This window comes from Granulicella paludicola, assembly GCF_025685545.1.
Lineage (GTDB): Bacteria > Acidobacteriota > Terriglobia > Terriglobales > Acidobacteriaceae > Granulicella > Granulicella paludicola.
Genome location: NZ_JAGSYC010000024.1, coordinates 204,188 through 220,752 on the forward strand (window position 1 = coordinate 204,188; position 16,565 = coordinate 220,752).

Genomic DNA, 16,565 nt, shown 5'->3' on the forward strand with positions numbered 1-16,565 from the left:
ACTCACCATCTTCCCGGGCCCCTGATCACAGTGCGAGGCCCCTATGTCCATCCCCTACACCCCCACCCGCATCGACCTCATCTATCCCTGCCAGCGCGGCAACTTTTTCCCCCTCGGCTACCCCGCGACCGAAGCCGCTCTCTGCGCCGAGATGACCCGCCTCGCCTACTGCCACACCCCGCCCGACTACGCCCTGCCGCAAGCCAGCATCACTCAGATTCTCACCCGCATCGGCTTCTCTCACGTCAGCTTCTTCGAAACCCAGGGGCTGCCCAACAATCGCGGAACCCACTGCTTCCTCGCCATCAAGGACGACCACAGCCTCGCCATCCTGTCCTTCCGTGGCACCGACGCCCTCGACCCCTCCGACATCCTCACCGACATCAAATTCCACCTCACCCCCTGGCCTCGCGGCGGTCACGTCCACAGCGGCTTTTCAGAGGCCCTCGCCAACGTGCGCCCCGCGATTGACGCAGCCCTCGCCAGCGTCAACTGCCGACTCCTCCTCACCGGCCACAGCCTCGGAGCAGGCCTCGCCACCCTGCTCGCCAGCGACCTAGCTGTCACCCGCCCCAACACCGAGCTGTACACCTTCGGCTCGCCCCGCTGCGGAGACGCCGCCTTCGCCGCCACCATCCCCATCGCCCTCAGCCATCGCTATGTCGACTGCTGCGACGTGATCACCCGCATCCCCCTCGGGCTCATGGACTACCAGCACATCGGCGACCCGCTCTACATCGACCGCCACGGAAGCATCGCACCCAACCCCTCAGCCACCGTCATCGAAGCGGACCGCCTCGCCGCCGTAGCCGACTACCTCAAGCGCTACTTTGGCCATCCCGGCACCGTCCCCACCCGCGATCTCGCCGATCACACCTGCCTCAACTACGTCTCCGCCGTCTCCGGTCTCCGCACCTGATATCCAATCTTTGTCTTGTCCTCCTGACTTTGCCTTGTCCTCCTGAGCGCAGCGAAGGATCTGCATCTCGGGGTCAGCACAGTTTCATCCACGGTCCGCTTCCCATTCTCGCTTCGGCACACTAGGCTGGATCGACATGAAAAATCTCTTCGACTTAACCCACGTAGAAGAGCTTAAGCCGCGCCTCGACCATCTGCAGCCCGACATGCCGCGTCTCTGGGGAAAGATGAACGCGGCACAGATGCTCGCCCACTGCGCCGCCAGCATGGAACTCGCGCTCGGCGACCGCAAGCCGAAGCGTATGGCCATCGGTCGACTCCTCGGCCGGTTCATTAAGTCCAAAGCCTTCTTCGACGAAGTCCCGATGCGCCGCAATTCACCGACGATCCCCGGCCTCGCCATCGAGGACCCTCGCGACTTCAACGCCGAGCGCGCGCAGCTCCTCCAGCTTATTGACCGCTTCGCCGCAGCCGGCCCTGCTGGCTGCACCGACCATCCTCATGCCTTCTTCGGTGCGCTCACCCCCGAAGAGTGGTCAGCATGGATGTACAAACACCTTGACCACCACCTCCGCCAGTTTGGCGTCTAATCGAAGTCATGGGTCCACGTACGTTCTTTGCTCTCGCTATTCTCGCTCTGCCACTCTCCGCGCAGCAGCCCACAATCCCCGCGACCGGTTCGCACGTCAACATCCAGGACGCGCAACAAGCTCTCGCCTTCCACAACGCCAAGCGCCAAGACGTTGGCGCGCCACCGCTCACCTGGTCCACCGATCTCGCCGCAGTGGCCCAGCGCTGGGCCGACCACCTCGCCGCTGATCAGGATTGCGACCTCGTCCACACCGTCGGTGGCCACTACGGCGAAAACCTCTTCGGCGGCTCCGGTCGCGCCTTCACCGCTGTCGACGCCTCGCAGGACTGGTACAGCGAAATCTCCAAGTTCCACTACGGTCCGCTCGCCGAAAACTCTTGGTACGACGCAGGTCACTACACCCAGATGGTCTGGCGTAACACCACAAAGATCGGCATGGGCCGAGCCACCTGCCCCAGCGGCCGCGTCGTCATCGTTGCCGAGTACGACCCACCCGGCAACTACATGGGCCAGAAGCCCTATTAGTCTCGCTCTACCCTGACCTCCTACCCGTCAAACCTTTTCTTCATCGCATCAATATTCGCGTGAGAAAATAATCTGTTATGTCCTCCGGCCCTCTCTTCGGTGTGAGCGAAGCCACCCTCTCGCCCGAAAGCGAAGAGCAACGTCTCCGTGCGCTCCACGAATACCAAATCCTCGATACGCTCCCTGAGCAGAACTACGACGACATCACTGAGCTTGCCTCGTTTATCTGTGGCACCCCCATGTCTCTCATCGCTCTTGTAGATCGCGATCGGCAGTGGTTCAAATCTGTACGCGGCCTCGGAGTCAGCGAAACCCCCATCTCGCAGAGCTTCTGCGCCAACACCTTGGTCACAGGGCAGACGCTCGTCGTCGAAGACGCTACCCAGGACGACCGCTTTCGCGATAATCCGCTCGTCCTCGGCGATCCCAACATCCGCTTCTACGCAGGCGCTCCGATCATCGAGCGGGATGGCCATGTCCTCGGCACCGTCTGCGTCATCGATACGGAGCCTCGTCATATTTCGGCAGCCCAGGTCTCCGCGCTCGAAGCCCTGGCCCGCCAGGTCCTCATTCTTCTCGACCAGCGCAAGACCATCTCCCGCCTCGAATCCTCCATCGCGCAGACAGAGACCGCCGATCGGTTGCGTCGCGAAGGCGAACACCTGCTCCAGAGCTTCGTCGACACGTTTCCAGCCCTTGCCTGGATCGCCAACGCCGACGGTTACATCACCTGGTATAACCGCCGCTGGTATGAGTACACCGGTACCACACACGAAGACATGCAGGGCTGGGGCTGGCAGTCCGTCCACGACCCCGCCGTTCTTCCCACTGTCGTCGAGCGCTGGACCTACTCCATCAAGACACACATGCCCTTCGAAATGGTCTTTCCTCTTCGCGGCGCGGACGGCATCTTTCGCTCCTTCATGACCCGTGTCGTCCCCATTCGCGACGAAGCTGGCACCGTTCTCCATTGGTCCGGCACCAACACCGAAATCGACGAACTCGAGCGCACCCGCATCTCCCTGCAGTCGAATGAGGCCATCCTCAATCGCGTACTCACCGCCACCAGCGATGCCGTCGTCAGCGTCAATCGCGACTGGGTCTTCAGCTATCTCAACCCCGTCGCCGAGCGCCTCTTCGGCTCCTCAAAGGATCTCCTCGGTCGCAATCTGTGGGAGGCCTTTCCCGATGCCGTCTACGAAGGCTCGCCCTTCGTCGAGTACTATAACCGCGCCATGTATGAAGGCATCTCCGGCGCCTTTGAGGCCGACTACCCGGACCCGCTCAACTTCACCATCGGGATCGAGGTATACCCCAGCGCCGACGGCATCGTCACCTTCGCTCGTGATGTCACCAAGCTCAGACACGCCAAGGCTGCCGTCCTGCAGAATGAAAAGCTTGCCGCTGTCGGTCGCCTCGCCTCCTCCATCGCGCACGAGATAAACAACCCACTCGAAGCCGTCACGAATCTACTTTACCTCGCGCGCCATACCTCAGAGCCCAGCTGTCTCGACAGCTATCTGCAGCAGGCCGAACGCGAACTTAGACGTGTCTCCGCCATCACGAATCAGACGCTCCGCTTCCATCGTCAGACCACGCGACCTTCGCTCGTCACCTGCACGGAGCTCTTCAGCGAAACCCTCATGCTCTATCAGGGCAAGCTCATCAACTCCAACATCCAGGTCGAAAAGCGTAAACGTGCCGACCGCCCCACTATCTGTTTCGAAGGCGAAATCCGCCAGGTGCTCAGCAATCTCGTCGCCAATGCCATCGATGCCATGCATCCCGACGGTGGTCGCCTCCTCCTGCGCAGCCGCGAGGCCACACGGTGGAAGACCGGCCAGCACGGCCTCCTCCTCACCGTCGCCGATACCGGCTCCGGCATTTCCCCCCAGGTCCTCAAGCGCCTCTTCGAAGCCTTTTTCAGCACCAAGGGTATCAACGGCACCGGCCTCGGTCTCTGGCTCAGCAAAGAAATCATCGACCGCCACAACGGCACCATCCACGTTCGCAGCTCGCAGAACCCGACCGCTCACGGCACCGTCTTCACCCTCTTCCTCCCCTTCGACGCCGCCAGCTGATACGCCGCGATGCGACAATGCTTGCGGAGAAATCTCGCATGAATCGCCGCACCTTCGCGCAGCTCCTCACCGCCGCCGCGCTCGCCCCCACAACCTTCGCGCAATCACCAAAGCCGCGCTTCTCTGTCATGCTTTGGGCCTTGGCCCGCCAGCTGCCCTTCGATCGCTGCCTTGAGATCGTCTCCCAGGCTGGCTATCAGAGCGTCGAACTAGTCGGCGAGTTCCACAAGTGGTCACCCACCGATACGCAACGCTTCAACGCCCGCCTCCAGGAACTCCACCTCACCGTCGACTCCATGAGCGGCGTCGACACCGGCTTCGCTCTCCCCGACCAGTCCACTCTCTTTCTGCAGCAGTTCACCGAGCAGCTGCGCTGGGCGCGCGCACTCAATTGCCCGCAGATCATCCTGCTCTCCGGCAAACTCCTCGATTCGGTATCGCCAGCCGCGCAACGCCAGGCCTCGATCGATAATCTCAAACGAGCCTCCGAGCTCGCCGCCGAACACAACATCGAGATCGTCATCGAACCCATCGACCGGCTCGAAAACCCCACCATCTACCTCAGCACCGTCGCCGACGCCTTCGATATCGTCCGCTCTGCCGCCCGCCCCAATCTCAAGGTCCTCTACGACCTATTTCACGAGCAGCGCGATCACGGTAACCTCCTCGAAAAGCTTACGAAGAACATCGACCTCATCGGCCTCATCCACATCGCCGACGTCCCCGGCCGCAACGAACCCGGCACCGGCGAGATCAACTTCGCCAACATCTATCGTGAACTCGCCCGCCTCCACTACAGCCGCTATCTAGCGATGGAGTTCTACCCCACGCACGATCCCGTCGCCACACTCCGCAATGCTCGCGAAGAGGCTCAGCGCTACCTCTGAAACAGAAAGCCCCTCGCGTCCACGAGGGGCTTTCTATTTTGAATGATACGAACTTACCCCGCAGGATTCAGCTGCACCAACACCGGCTGAGCCTTCGCTCGCGGTGTCCACTCCGGATACATCAACTCGGGCATCGGCTTTGCCTGGAAGATCCTCCGCGTCTGCTTCGCCAGCCAGCGTGCCGAAACCTTCGCCTTCTTGCGGCGTGCGCTATCCGTCGAAATGCCTGTGCCTGCATACATCTGCCGGTACAGCTTCGACAGCAGCACAAATGCCAATCGTGCCTTCAACGTCGGCGTACAGGCTGACCGCTTCCAGATCGCTCCAAACTCATAGAAGCGGTCCCACACAGCCTGCGTGCGACGGCTGATGTCCGCCGCCTCCATCGTCGGGTGCGGCGTAAACATCTTCGGTCGCACCGCTGTCGGAATGAGCCAGTAGCGCGTCAGTGGCACACCGCCGACACCCTCGATGACTTCCTTCTCTTCCTGCGCCTTCTCCCATCGGCCGAAGTCCACAGTGCCTGGGAAAGGCGTCATCATCACAAACTGCGCGAACGTGACATCCGCCTTCATCGCCAGCTCCACCGTGGCATCGAAGGTGCTCGGCTTGTCTGTCGGCAGTCCAAAGATGAATGATCCAAGCACATGCAGCCCGTGTTTGCGGAACATCTGCAACTGCTCGATCAGGCGGTCGCCGGAATAATTGAAGTCCTTATAAACAGCCTTCAATCCCTCTGGCGTCACGGCCTCCACACCCACCAACGCACCCTTGATGTTAGCGCGGCGCATCGCATCCAGGTACTCGCCATCCTCGGCCGACTCCATCGTGATCTGCGTAAAGAACACCATGTCCTTCGGTAGTTTTGCCAGCTCCGCCATCAGGAGAAAGCGCTCGTTGCGCGTAGCCATCAGGCTTTCGAGCTTCTCTGCATTGCCTTGCTCCCGCGCCAGCCGCAGGTCCGTCAGCGTCACCGGATAGAAGTTGTCATCCGCCAGTGCGATAAACCGAAACCCCTTGCGCCGCAGGTCGATGATCTCGTCGATCACCCGCTCAAACGAACGCTGCCTCGGCTTCTGCCCATCCGTTCGCCACACCGAGCAGAACGAACAGTGCTTCGGACATCCGCGAATCGTCTGCACGGAAGCCCACATGTACTTGTCCGACTGCATCAGGTCCCAGCGCGCAGAAAGAAACTCATCGCCCTCGATCTTGCCGCCCTCATAGATCCGTTCCGCCATGCCGCCCTGCAAGTCGACCAGCAGCCGGCCCCACGCGATATCGCCATCGCCCTTCACCACATGGTCCGCAAAGCCACGATCGAACGGCTCCTCTGGAAACAACGTCGCATGGATGCCGCCATACGCAACGGTAGCTCCACGTTCATGCGCCAGCCGTCCGACCTCGTACCCTCGAAGGGCATTGCCTGTGTGGACACTGATGCCCACCACATCGCCCGGAGCGATCGTCGCAGGATCGAGCGCCTCGATCGATTCATCCACCAGGATCGGATCGCCAAAGGACGCAGGCGTAGCCGCCGCCAGCACGAAAAGCCACCGCGGCGTAATCACCGCTGTTCCAAAAGAATTATCGCTAGGATTAATGAGATGTACAGCCATGGAATGCCCAGGCTCCTTATGCAGGATCACTGGGCCCATTGACGGGCGATCTCCCAGAGGGATGAAAGCTATGTCTGTGCGTATCAGATCTGAAAACCGCAGACAGCCTGATCATACGCTCGTCCGCTACCGGACAGAGTTACGGATCTCCCTCGTTTCAGCCCATCACCAACGTCGTCACCCGAGCCACTGCTGCTCGTTCCCGCTCAAAACAGCGACGGCCGCGTAGAAACCCCCAGCAGGTTCGGATCAATCCCCACAATCGTGTGATGCCCTTCCTTCCCACCCCACGCAAACAGCAGGTTCACCACCGGCAGCCCGCCCGCGTGCAGTGTAATCCCCGCAGAATAACTGTGCCGCAGGTGCGTAAAGCTGATGTCGTTCCGTTGCAGGCCGACTTTTCCTTCATCCACCGCCAGCAGCACACCCACAGGAACGCGCCCCAAACTATGCTCGAAGGCCCCATGGATCAGCAGCAGATTCGGAGCGCGAAACCGATAGTCCGGATAGCTCGCAAGCAGCGACTGCCCATTTAAATCCGACCCCCCAATCGTCGGATCGAAGTAGAAGGGAACCACGTGCCCCGCGTTCGCCACCGAGCCCTCAATCAGCAGCCGCGCTGTAATCGAGCCCGTCACATCCCGCGTCGGCGCAATCGGCGGTATCGTCCGCATCGGCCCCATCCCCGGCAGCGGCGGCCTCGGCGGTTTGCCGACATCCTTGCTATACAAAGTCAGCCGGTGGTTCAGGTCCGCCGTGTACCGCCGCAACGTATACCGCGAATCCGAAGCCGCCACGAACTGCTGAAACTTCGTCAGGTAGTCGATCTTGAGCGGAAACGCAGCCGGAAACGGAGGGATCAGATGCATACCCTCCTCGGTCTGCACAAACCCATCCGCCGACGCAATCCCCGGTGCGTTGGCCGGGGTATAGAGCGTTTCAATGGACGGACTCGTCTGGCCGTATCCACCGCGTGTCGCCACATAGCGTCCGTTCACCGCGCCCTGCAGCGTCACGCCACAATCGCCCAGCCATCCCGAAGAGATCGGAATCACTGCATCGATCCCCGTGACATTCTCCGTCAATCCAAACACCGTCTGCCCTGCGGGAAGCGTTCCCGGTCCCAGCCCGTAGAAGTACACCCGGTTAAGCGAGTCACCCTCCGAGTACAGCCCGACCGTCGGCGAAGGCCGCGTAAACAGGCGCGGCACCCCGCAGAGTCCGCGCTGCGGTCCGCCTGCCGTCGCCACCGGCCGATGACTCGAGATACGCGCAGCCGTCACATACCCGCCTGCCCGCCACGACCCGTTCCCGCTCGCGCTCCCCTGCGCGCTCATATTTAACGACCAATGACACGCGTTGCGCGTACCAGCAGCGGGCGGATCGGTGAAGTCAAGCAACGACGCGCAATAGGTCGGGTGATACACATCACCAAACGCCAGCCCCGCCGCAATCCCGTTCTGAGGAGCCAGGCTGCCCACAGCAATGTGAAACGGTGTCCCCGTCAGCAGCGTCTCTCCGCAACCTGAAATCCCCTTCAATCCCTCCTTGCACGCGCCCAGGTTCACGCGCTCCTGCACCCAGTCGCGCTGGAGGTTATGCCATAAATTGGGATTGCGGTTATCCGCAGCGACCGGCTGCGGCGCGTCGGGCAGCGGGACAGTCTGCGCATACACGCACGGCAGCAAACAGAGGTATAAGCTCGCGGCAATGCGACGGGCATACGGGAGCATCTTCATCGCGTCTGGCTCCTTACCTTGACTTGGGCCCCTTCAGCTTCGCGGCAGGCTTCACAACCTTCTTCGCGGCCTTCTTCGCTTTGCTCTTTGTCCCGGCTGCCGCAAGTGCGAGCCCGGCCGCCGGCTTTGGTTTCTGCTTCTGCTTCTGAAGCATCACGATCGGTTTAGCCGGCTTCTTTTGTGCCGCCAGAATCCGCGTCGTGATCTCCGCGATAAACCGGCTCGAAGCCATGCCATCCTCCGGCGAAGGTTCGACAAGCCCGGCACGCTGGCTCTCCGGCATTCGGCTGAACACATGCACGAAGTGCCTCAACTGGTCGCGCCCCAGATCGTTGAGAGGTCGGTCTGGGTCGTAAAACTCGGGAGGAACTGGGTGCCGCAGAATTGTCGCCATCGATATGTGCCTCCTTTTACGTCGCTGCCTTGATCACCCGAAGTCCGGGCAGTCCGTGCGCATCGTATCCAGCGTCAGGTATTGCAGAAACGTGTTCGCCGTGGCCTCCCGCACGGAACGCTGCGAGTTGTCGAACCCGGGAAGCAATCGCTCCGTCAGCGTCGCTGGAATCGAAGCATGTTCGAAGATCTCGTTGCAGACCGAACCTGCCTGCACCCACGGGCTTACCAAAATCGCAGGCACCCGCACTCCCAGCCGATCGAAGTGGAACGGCTCCGGCGTGCCGGTCGCATCCGGCTGCGCGGTGAACTCTTTATCCACTCGCGAAGGGTCAAGGTTCGGTGGCGGCACATGATCGTAGATCCCACCATGCTCGTCGTACACCACCAGCAGCGCCGTGTTGGGCCATAGCTTGGGGTTGGAGCGGATGCGGTTATAAACATCAGCGATAAAGCTCTCGCCTGCACGCACGTCATTGTCAGGATGTTGGTCCGTCGCCAGGATCTGGCCTGTGCCATCAGCTGACGGATGGTCCTTGTAGTTCGGCTCGATGAAGCTGTAATCCGGCAGCGTGTTCGTGTCGCAGGCGTTGAGAAAATCGTCGAAGGTCCCAAACAGAATCTGCTCATTCTGCAGCAGGTTCACCACCTCCAGCGTGGAACTGTTCGCGTCGAAATAAAACAGCTTCGAGGTGCGTCCGCCTGCCACCAACCGCTCATAGATGCTCTTGAACTTCGGGTTCACATAGAAGACGTTCATCGCCACGTTGTTGAACGACGACCCATAGTGCGCGAACGCCCGATTGCAGAGCGTCGGCCCTGGGATCGATGCGAACCAGCGGTTGAACACCATGAACTCTCGCGCCAGCGTGTGCAGCACTGGCAGGTTGTTCGCTCCATCCTCACTGAACGTATACACAATCCGGTGCGACGAAGGCACATCCGGCTGCTGCTGCTTCTGGTAGATCCGTATAAAGCCGTCCATCGTGGGCGTACGATTCGTCCCCCGCACCCCATTGAACAGCTGAGCGTCCACGGAGGCGAAATCATGATGCGGGTCCGGTAGCAGCTGGCCGCGAAACTCGGCAAGCTCCTGCACCGGGATCATCGCTCCCGTCGAGTCCGGAATGGCTTCGTTCCCGTTCAGACCATCGATGTTCGGATGCTTCGCCTTCAGGCATCCGAGCATGTGGTCGAAGGAACGGTTCTCGAGCATCAGCACGACGACATGCTTCAAAGCGTCGATTCCAGGGGGCATGGGGACCGCCTTCTCAGAATTGAAAAGTGTCTGAAATTGAAATCTGGCCCGAAGATCGATCACCGGAGCTCACCTCGTTCGGGAGCCTTCTAAGCCACGCCCGGAGCAAACACACGCTCGAGAGCTTCCTGAAACATGCCCGGAGCAAACACACGTTCGGGGCGTCAGCCACGCAGCAAATCGATGCCCGAACTATACCACCGCGCTCGCATTTTTTCTTTGTCATTCCGTAGCGCAGCGAAGGAATCTGCATTCGCTCTCGCCCTTGCCTCTTTTTCTTTGTCATTCCCGCAGGGAATCTGCTTCTGTCTTTGTCTTTGTCTTTGTCTTTGCCATTGCTTTTGTCTTTGCCTCTCTTGTTTGTCATTCCCGCAGGGAATCTGCTTCTGTCTTCGCCTTTGCCTTTGCCTTCTCCTTCGCCTTCGCCTTTCCCCTTGCCTCTTCTATCTATCCTTCCCGCAGGGAACCTGCCCTACCCCCTTCAAATCCCGTCCCCTCCACTCCGTCGTGCAGGGACCGCGTTCCCCGTATCATCGTTCTCAGGAACCTATGGCTTCGACCCTCCAGACCAAAAGACCCAGCAAACGCACCGAACCCGCAAAACTTGCTCTCCCCGTCCTCCAGCAGGTCCACGAGAACATCGTCGCCTGCACCCGCTGCCCGCGTCTCCGCGCCTACGGCGAGAACCTTGGCGTGGTGAAACGTGCCTCCTACCGCGATCAGGAGTATTGGTCCAAACCCGTCCCTGGCTTCGGCGACCCCCGCGCTCGTATCCGCATCGTCGGCCTCGCGCCGGGAGCCCATGGAGCCAACCGAACCGGCCGCCCCTTCACCGGCGATGCCGCTGGCAACTTCATGTACGACGTCCTCCACGAACTGGGCCTCGCCTCCCAACCCAAAGCCATCAGCCGCGACGACGGCCTCAAGCTGCGCAAAGCCTGGATCGGCTCCGTCGTTCGCTGCGCTCCTCCTGGCGACAAGCCTACCCCCGAGGAGATCCGCAACTGTGCCTCGCACCTCACGGCTGAGATCGCCGCCATGCCCCACATCCGCGTCATCGTCTGCCTCGGCAAGATCGCCTGGGACGGCTTTCTCGCTCACCTGGTCGCCGCTGGAACGATTGAGCGTCGCTCGGCCTACCACTTCACCCACGGCGCGGAATACAGACTCCCCGACGGCACCTTCCTGCTGGGCAGCTATCATCCCTCCGCCCGCAACACGAACACCGGGCGGCTGAATCGGCCCATGTTTGCGAAGATCTTCGTCCGCGCTTTGGAACTCGCCGGTCTTGGTTAACCCCTCATCTCGCCGACTTGTTTTATCTCAATCAAAGTCGGACGACTCCATCGTGCGATAGCATATTCGGCATGATAAGAGCCTTGAAGGTGGTGTGGGGCGTCCTTGCCCTGTTGCTATCCCTCTTGATGGTTAGCTGCGCAGCGTACCTCCTGATGATCCGGCATATCAACAAAGAGAAAGGCTGGGAAGGAATTGCTGTTTTTGGAGTTTGCTCGGTTCTGTGTCTACTTAGTCTCCGGAAGGGGCTGGGTCACAGGAGGCGATAGTATCGACTTGTCAATTAATACCGCAGGGCTGACCTATGGGTGAATTGGGGAACTCGGTCCGGATTTCTGCGTCCCCTCAGAAAACCTCAACGCTCCCATCTGAGTCCTATGTCATGAAAGCGAAGGAGGAAAGTTCTATGCGAAGCAAGCACTTTTGGACAGCGTTGGCGATTGGAGCAGCAGCAGGTGGTGCGATCGCGTTGCTTTATGCCCCGCAAACCGGAACCGTAACCCGCAAGAAGCTCAAGCGCAACTTCGAAGACTTCGGCGATACGCTAGAGGACGCAGCGGAGTATCTCAAGGATCAGGCTGAGCGCCTCGGCAAGGAAGCAGAACGCTTTATCGAAGCCAGCAAGGACCAGTTCGACGGCGTCGTCGACGTAGCCAATGGCGTAGTAAAAAGCGCCACCAAGGCAACTCGCCAAGTATCCAAACTCATCTGACATTCCAGAACCGACAAACAGGTTCATGGAATTTCCAAGAAGCCCGCTACGGAAGTAGCGGGTTTATTTTTGCTCCGGTGGTCCAACCGTCACCACGAAATAGCTGCATTGTGTGTCTCCTGCGTTGCGAATGTAATGCAGATCGCCCGCGCAGCAGATGCCGACATCTCCCGGATGCATCATTCGCGATACGCCGTTCGTCGTTAGCTCGCAGAGTCCTTCGCGCACCAGCCAGATCTCGTTGTGCAGATGCTTTCCGACCGGCTCATGGACGGCTCCGGGCTCTTGCGTCGACTCATGCATCTCCAGCTGAATATTCCCAGCCTTCAACATCCCCGCGAGATAGCGGTGCGAAGTATGTCCGTTCGATCCGCTCTGCTTTCCCGGCGGATAAACGCCGGAGACGATCTCAGGCAGGCTTGTTTCTTGAGCTGCAGCACCTTCAGGCAAGAGAGCAGCAAACAACGCAGGCAGCAGGACAGAGAACTCACGACGATCCATAAGCAGAACAACCTCCGCTCAAAACGATACGCCCCGACGAAGATCATCGGGGCGTATCTGCTGTGAATCGTTTTCCTGCTAGACCGTGGTGAGCTGGAGACCTGCAAGCTTCTCTTCGCCCTCGGCTGCAACAGGGCGATAGAAGAGCTGGTTGTTATCGAGATAGACCTCAAGGAATGCAGGCCGCTCGGCGATCTGACCGGCGATCAAAGCCTCTGACAGAGGATCTTCGATAAACCGTTGCAGAGCGCGACGCAGCGGTCGCGCGCCGTAGCTGCGATCGGTGAGCGTCTTTTCGAGAATCCAGCGCTTGGCATCGTCCTGAACCGAGAGCGTGATGGCCTTGTGTACCAGGTTCGTATTCAGGCCCTGAACGAGCAGTTCGAGGATCTGCATCAGGTCTGCATCCGACAGCGCCGTGAAGACGATGACCTCGTCGAGACGGTTGAGGAACTCGGGGTTAAAGGTCCGCTTCACCTCGCTCATCACCATCTCCTGCATCTTCTCGAGCACAACTTCGTCCTTGCTCGATTGGAAGCCGAGACCTTCGCGCTTCATCAGGTGCTTGGCACCGATGTTCGAGGTCATGATGATGATCGTGTTCTTGAAGTCGACCGTGTTGCCGAGACCATCGGTGAGCTGGCCGTCTTCAAAGACCTGCAGCAGCAGGTTGAATACATCGGGATGAGCCTTTTCAACCTCGTCCAGCAGAACAACCGAGTACGGCGAACGCTTGACGCGCTCGGTGAGCTGGCCGCCCTCCTCATAACCGACATAGCCCGGAGGCGAACCGATCAGCTTGCTGACGGAGTGCTTCTCCATGAACTCCGACATATCGAAGCGGATCAGTGACTTCTCCGAGCCGAAGAGGAACTGCGCCAAGGTGCGCGCCATCTCCGTCTTGCCGACGCCGGTAGGTCCAAGGAACAGGAAGCTGCCGATAGGACGAGCCGGGTTCTTGAGGCCAGCTCGCGAGCGGCGAATCGCACGGGACAAAGCAGAGATCGCCTTATCCTGCGAGATGACACGCTTGTGGAGCTCTTCTTCCACGCGCAGTAGCTTTTGCGTCTCTTCTTCCTTGATGGACGTGATCGGAACGCCAGTCCAGCGCGAGACGACGTCTTCGATGTCCTCACGAGTGACGATGCCCGAGCTCGACTCGTCGAGGTGGTACTTGTCGCGCAGCACGCGAAGATTCTCGCGCTCCTTGCGTTCCTCGTCGGAGTAGAAGCGCGCCTTCTCGAACTCGTGGTTCGCGATGGCGTTTTCCATGCGATGCACGATGAACTTGATGCGCTTCTGGACCTCGGTCAGTTCCTCGGGCAGAGTCGTCTGCCGCAGCTTCACGCGGGCGCCAGCCTCGTCGATCAGATCAATAGCCTTGTCCGGTAGGAAGCGGTCCGGAATGTAGCGGTTAGAGTGCGAGACGGAGAAGGTGATCGCGTCGTCGGTGTAGCTGACGGCGTGAAATTTCTCGTACTTCTCGCGGATGCCCATCATGATCTTGATGGCATCTTCCTCGTTCGGCGGCGGAACCTTCACAGCCTGAAAACGACGCTCGAGCGAACGGTCCTTCTCGATCGACTTGCGGAACTCCGCAGGTGTGGTTGCGCCGATGCACTGGATCTCGCCGCGGCTCAGGGCTGGCTTAAGGATGTTCGCAGCATCGAGCGAGCCTTCCGCCGAACCAGCGCCCACCAGCGTATGCAGCTCGTCGATGAAGACGATGCAGTTCTGGTTCTCCTGCAACTCCTTCATGATGGTCTTCAACCGCTCTTCGAACTGGCCACGGTACTTGGTGCCAGCGACGATAAGGCTGAGGTCGAGCGAGAGGACGCGCTTATCGGCGAGGAAGCTCGGGACTTCACCGTCGGCGATCTTCTGCGCGAGGCCTTCAACGATTGCCGTCTTACCAACACCGGGTTCACCGATGAGCACAGGGTTGTTTTTAGTGCGGCGGCAGAGGATCTGGATGACGCGCTCGACCTCGAAGTCGCGGCCGACGAGCGGATCGAGCTGCTGATCGGTAGCTGCCTGGGTGAGATCGCGGGAAAACTCGGCCAGCATGGACTGCTCCTGCTGGTTGCCGCGCTGCTTGCCGCCGGTGCTACCGCTCTGCTGGGCAGGCTTTTCCTGCGTGGTGCGCTGCAGCTCCTCGCGGATCGCGGTGAGGCGCAGGCCGCGTTCGGTCAGGATCTCTGCGGCGAAGCACTTTTCTTCGCGCAGCAGGCCGAGCAGCAGGTGCTCGGTGCCGATGTGCTTGTGCGAGAGCCGCTCGGCTTCTTCGGCCGCGTAGGCGAGCACACGCTTGCACTCGTTCGAGAGCGGCAGGTCGACGGAGGTCGAGACCTTCTCTCGGACGGTGGTGTGCTGCTCAATCTGTTTGCGGATGGATTCGACTGAAGCGTGCGAGCGCAGAAAGCGATTGGTGAGTGCTTTATCTTCGCGCAGCAGGCCCAGCAAGAGATGTTCGGTTTCGATGTAGGGCGAGCCAAACTGACTCGCCTCGTAGCGCGCAAAGAATATGACGCGCCGCGCCTTTTCTGTATAGCGTTCGAACATGCTCCCCCTTCGAACCGTCGCCCGCGCTTTGGGGTTTGTTACCTGGGAAACGAGGGCGCGGTCTGCGATGACGATTAGTAGCCACCGTCGCGGTCAGTTGCGACGGAGAGGACTGATTGAGATCTTCTTCAAACCAGTGAGTTGGAGATAGTGTAGTCCGTCTCCTGCCGGTTGCACAGAGGTTCGTGCAGCTCCGGTTCAATCTGATTGGATGAGGCTGTGGGAAATCGGTCGCAAATGGCGGTTTTACGAACAGGTCAGGACGCGGGAACCAAGCGACCCTCGCGGAGGCGGAGCGTGCGATCACATCGTGCGGCGAACTCAAGGTTGTGCGTGACCATGACGCCGGCGAGCTGATTTTCGCGGTGCAGCGTCTGGAGTAGTTCGAAGACGCGCTCAGCTGTGCCGGTGTCGAGGTCTCCGGTTGGCTCGTCTGCGAGCAGCAGCTTGGGTTTGGTGATCAAAGCGCGAGCAATAGAAAGCCGCTGCTGCTCGCCGCCGGAGAGTTCGCCCGAGCGGTTTTCGGCGCGGTCTGCGAGGCCGACGCGCTGGAGCCAAATAGCGGCCTCGGCCAGCGCAGTCGCGTTAGCGACACCGCGGGCGAGCAGGGGCATGGCGACGTTTTCGATGGCGGTGAATTCGGGCAGCAGGTAGTGGAACTGCCATACATAGCCCATCTCGCGGTTGCGGTAGGCTCCGGCCTGCTGAGGGGTAAGTTTGGTGACGTTGGTATCACCGCACCAGACCTCGCCCGCAGTGGGGGTGTCGAGCGCGGCAAGCAGGTGGAGCAGGGAGCTCTTGCCGGCGCCGCTATCGCCGACAATGGCGACCATTTCGCCAGCTTCGACCTCGAAAGATAGGTTGTGGAAGAGGCGCAGCGATTCGCCTCCGGGCTTGAGAGGCGGGTAAGTCTTGTCGAGAGCGATGGCGCGGAGGACGGGCATCAGGCTGTTGTCGCCTTCGTGTCCGCTTGCTTCGTCTTTGGCGGAATCCATTCGGCGGCGAAGGCGATGCCGAGGCGGTTCCAGGCGTTGATCTGGGCGATGGCGAGGGTCAGGTCGACGAGGTCTTTGCCCTGAAAGAACTCGTCGACAGCGGCGTATTCCGCGTCAGGAGCGTGGCCCTGCTGAATGTTGGTGAGGACATCGGCCCAGCGAAGGGCGGCTTTCTCCCGTGGGGTGAAGGCGTCGGAGGTTTCATAGCTGGCGACGGCTTCGAGGCGGGTGTCTGGTTCGTTGTGCTTTTTCAGATCTGCTTTGTGGAGTCCGATGCAAAAACCGCAGCCGTTGACGATGGAGGCGCGGAGCTTAACCAGTTCGAGAAGAGCGAGATCCAGCCCGGTCGTCGTGTTAAGGGCGTGGCCTGCGGCGAGCATCGCCGCGTAGGCCTCAGGAGCGAGTTTTGGGTAGGGCAGACGCATGATGTCCTCCAGCTTAAATCAGTGTCGCTTCCTGGCGAAAACAAACGCAGATTCCCTGCGGG

At 60.3% G+C, this 16,565-nt stretch carries 15 protein-coding genes; 7 read left to right on the top strand and 8 right to left on the bottom strand.

Going from position 1 to position 16,565, the window contains the following annotated elements:
• The first annotated feature begins 43 nt into the window (after nucleotides 1-43).
• The 5 genes from OHL14_RS10260 (at nucleotide 44) to OHL14_RS10280 (ending at nucleotide 5,003) form a co-directional block, all read left to right on the top strand.
• The gene (locus OHL14_RS10260; protein ID WP_263379250.1) at nucleotides 44-919 is read left to right on the top strand and encodes a lipase family protein; all 876 of its coding nucleotides are present in this window, start codon (nucleotides 44-46) and stop codon (nucleotides 917-919) included.
• A 136-nt stretch (nucleotides 920-1,055) separates the two neighbouring features.
• A complete protein-coding gene (locus OHL14_RS10265) occupies nucleotides 1,056-1,508 on the top strand; it encodes a DUF1569 domain-containing protein (RefSeq protein ID WP_263379251.1) in 453 nt (150 codons plus the stop codon).
• 8 nt (nucleotides 1,509-1,516) lie between these two features.
• Nucleotides 1,517-2,035 (top strand): CAP family protein, encoded by a 519-nt coding sequence (locus OHL14_RS10270; protein ID WP_263379252.1) that lies wholly within the window; start codon nucleotides 1,517-1,519, stop codon nucleotides 2,033-2,035.
• Nucleotides 2,036-2,112: 77 nt separating this feature from the next.
• Nucleotides 2,113-4,116, top strand: coding sequence for an ATP-binding protein (locus OHL14_RS10275; protein WP_263379253.1), 2,004 nt, complete (start codon nucleotides 2,113-2,115; stop codon nucleotides 4,114-4,116).
• Nucleotides 4,117-4,154: 38 nt separating this feature from the next.
• Complete coding sequence (locus tag OHL14_RS10280; RefSeq protein WP_263379254.1) at nucleotides 4,155-5,003, top strand: hydroxypyruvate isomerase family protein; 849 nt, start codon at nucleotides 4,155-4,157, stop codon at nucleotides 5,001-5,003.
• A gap of 53 nt (nucleotides 5,004-5,056) precedes the next feature.
• Here the strand turns inward: OHL14_RS10280 and OHL14_RS10285 are convergent, their stop codons facing one another.
• The 4 genes from OHL14_RS10285 to OHL14_RS10300 all read right to left on the bottom strand — a co-directional run bounded on the left by OHL14_RS10285 (nucleotide 5,057) and on the right by OHL14_RS10300 (nucleotide 10,012).
• Complete coding sequence (locus OHL14_RS10285) at nucleotides 5,057-6,622, bottom strand: B12-binding domain-containing radical SAM protein (RefSeq protein ID WP_263379255.1); 1,566 nt, start codon at nucleotides 6,620-6,622, stop codon at nucleotides 5,057-5,059.
• A gap of 206 nt (nucleotides 6,623-6,828) precedes the next feature.
• Nucleotides 6,829-8,361: a hypothetical protein gene (locus OHL14_RS10290; protein WP_263379256.1), complete on the bottom strand. Its 1,533-nt coding sequence runs from the start codon at nucleotides 8,359-8,361 to the stop codon at nucleotides 6,829-6,831.
• A gap of 13 nt (nucleotides 8,362-8,374) precedes the next feature.
• On the bottom strand, nucleotides 8,375-8,755 hold the full coding sequence (locus OHL14_RS10295) for a hypothetical protein (protein ID WP_263379257.1): 381 nt from the start codon (nucleotides 8,753-8,755) through the stop codon (nucleotides 8,375-8,377).
• 33 nt (nucleotides 8,756-8,788) lie between these two features.
• A complete protein-coding gene (locus tag OHL14_RS10300) occupies nucleotides 8,789-10,012 on the bottom strand; it encodes an alkaline phosphatase family protein (protein WP_263379258.1) in 1,224 nt (407 codons plus the stop codon).
• Between the two features lie 549 nt (nucleotides 10,013-10,561).
• Between OHL14_RS10300 and OHL14_RS10305 the strand changes: the two genes are divergently transcribed.
• Both OHL14_RS10305 and OHL14_RS10310 read left to right on the top strand, forming a co-directional pair.
• Nucleotides 10,562-11,308 (top strand): uracil-DNA glycosylase, encoded by a 747-nt coding sequence (locus tag OHL14_RS10305; protein ID WP_263379259.1) that lies wholly within the window; start codon nucleotides 10,562-10,564, stop codon nucleotides 11,306-11,308.
• A 406-nt stretch (nucleotides 11,309-11,714) separates the two neighbouring features.
• Nucleotides 11,715-12,020: a YtxH domain-containing protein gene (locus OHL14_RS10310; RefSeq protein ID WP_263379260.1), complete on the top strand. Its 306-nt coding sequence runs from the start codon at nucleotides 11,715-11,717 to the stop codon at nucleotides 12,018-12,020.
• A 63-nt stretch (nucleotides 12,021-12,083) separates the two neighbouring features.
• Here the strand turns inward: OHL14_RS10310 and OHL14_RS10315 are convergent, their stop codons facing one another.
• From OHL14_RS10315 to OHL14_RS10330, 4 genes are all read right to left on the bottom strand, one after another.
• Nucleotides 12,084-12,521 carry a cupin domain-containing protein gene (locus OHL14_RS10315; protein WP_263379261.1) on the bottom strand — a complete coding sequence of 146 codons (438 nt, stop codon included), beginning with the start codon at nucleotides 12,519-12,521 and terminating at the stop codon, nucleotides 12,084-12,086.
• A 78-nt stretch (nucleotides 12,522-12,599) separates the two neighbouring features.
• Nucleotides 12,600-15,083 carry an ATP-dependent Clp protease ATP-binding subunit gene (locus OHL14_RS10320; RefSeq protein WP_263379262.1) on the bottom strand — a complete coding sequence of 828 codons (2,484 nt, stop codon included), beginning with the start codon at nucleotides 15,081-15,083 and terminating at the stop codon, nucleotides 12,600-12,602.
• Nucleotides 15,084-15,340: 257 nt separating this feature from the next.
• On the bottom strand, nucleotides 15,341-16,078 hold the full coding sequence (locus tag OHL14_RS10325) for an ABC transporter ATP-binding protein (RefSeq protein ID WP_263379263.1): 738 nt from the start codon (nucleotides 16,076-16,078) through the stop codon (nucleotides 15,341-15,343).
• Complete coding sequence (locus OHL14_RS10330; protein ID WP_263379264.1) at nucleotides 16,027-16,503, bottom strand: carboxymuconolactone decarboxylase family protein; 477 nt, start codon at nucleotides 16,501-16,503, stop codon at nucleotides 16,027-16,029. Before OHL14_RS10330 ends, OHL14_RS10325 begins: the two co-directional genes overlap by 52 nt.
• Between the last annotated feature and the right edge of the window lie 62 nt (nucleotides 16,504-16,565).

Excerpts from the sequence above, each read along its gene's own strand:
- OHL14_RS10260 (WP_263379250.1), top strand. The coding sequence starts at position 44 with ATGTCCATCCCCTACACCCCCACCCGCATCGACCTCATCTATCCCTGC.
- OHL14_RS10265 (WP_263379251.1), top strand. The coding sequence starts at position 1,056 with ATGAAAAATCTCTTCGACTTAACCCACGTAGAAGAGCTTAAGCCGCGC.
- OHL14_RS10270 (WP_263379252.1), top strand. The coding sequence starts at position 1,517 with ATGGGTCCACGTACGTTCTTTGCTCTCGCTATTCTCGCTCTGCCACTC.
- OHL14_RS10275 (WP_263379253.1), top strand. The coding sequence starts at position 2,113 with ATGTCCTCCGGCCCTCTCTTCGGTGTGAGCGAAGCCACCCTCTCGCCC.
- OHL14_RS10280 (WP_263379254.1), top strand. The coding sequence starts at position 4,155 with ATGAATCGCCGCACCTTCGCGCAGCTCCTCACCGCCGCCGCGCTCGCC.
- OHL14_RS10285 (WP_263379255.1), bottom strand. The coding sequence starts at position 6,622 with ATGGCTGTACATCTCATTAATCCTAGCGATAATTCTTTTGGAACAGCG.
- OHL14_RS10290 (WP_263379256.1), bottom strand. The coding sequence starts at position 8,361 with ATGAAGATGCTCCCGTATGCCCGTCGCATTGCCGCGAGCTTATACCTC.
- OHL14_RS10295 (WP_263379257.1), bottom strand. The coding sequence starts at position 8,755 with ATGGCGACAATTCTGCGGCACCCAGTTCCTCCCGAGTTTTACGACCCA.
- OHL14_RS10300 (WP_263379258.1), bottom strand. The coding sequence starts at position 10,012 with ATGCCCCCTGGAATCGACGCTTTGAAGCATGTCGTCGTGCTGATGCTC.
- OHL14_RS10305 (WP_263379259.1), top strand. The coding sequence starts at position 10,562 with ATGGCTTCGACCCTCCAGACCAAAAGACCCAGCAAACGCACCGAACCC.
- OHL14_RS10310 (WP_263379260.1), top strand. The coding sequence starts at position 11,715 with ATGCGAAGCAAGCACTTTTGGACAGCGTTGGCGATTGGAGCAGCAGCA.
- OHL14_RS10315 (WP_263379261.1), bottom strand. The coding sequence starts at position 12,521 with ATGGATCGTCGTGAGTTCTCTGTCCTGCTGCCTGCGTTGTTTGCTGCT.
- OHL14_RS10320 (WP_263379262.1), bottom strand. The coding sequence starts at position 15,083 with ATGTTCGAACGCTATACAGAAAAGGCGCGGCGCGTCATATTCTTTGCG.
- OHL14_RS10325 (WP_263379263.1), bottom strand. The coding sequence starts at position 16,078 with ATGGATTCCGCCAAAGACGAAGCAAGCGGACACGAAGGCGACAACAGC.
- OHL14_RS10330 (WP_263379264.1), bottom strand. The coding sequence starts at position 16,503 with ATGCGTCTGCCCTACCCAAAACTCGCTCCTGAGGCCTACGCGGCGATG.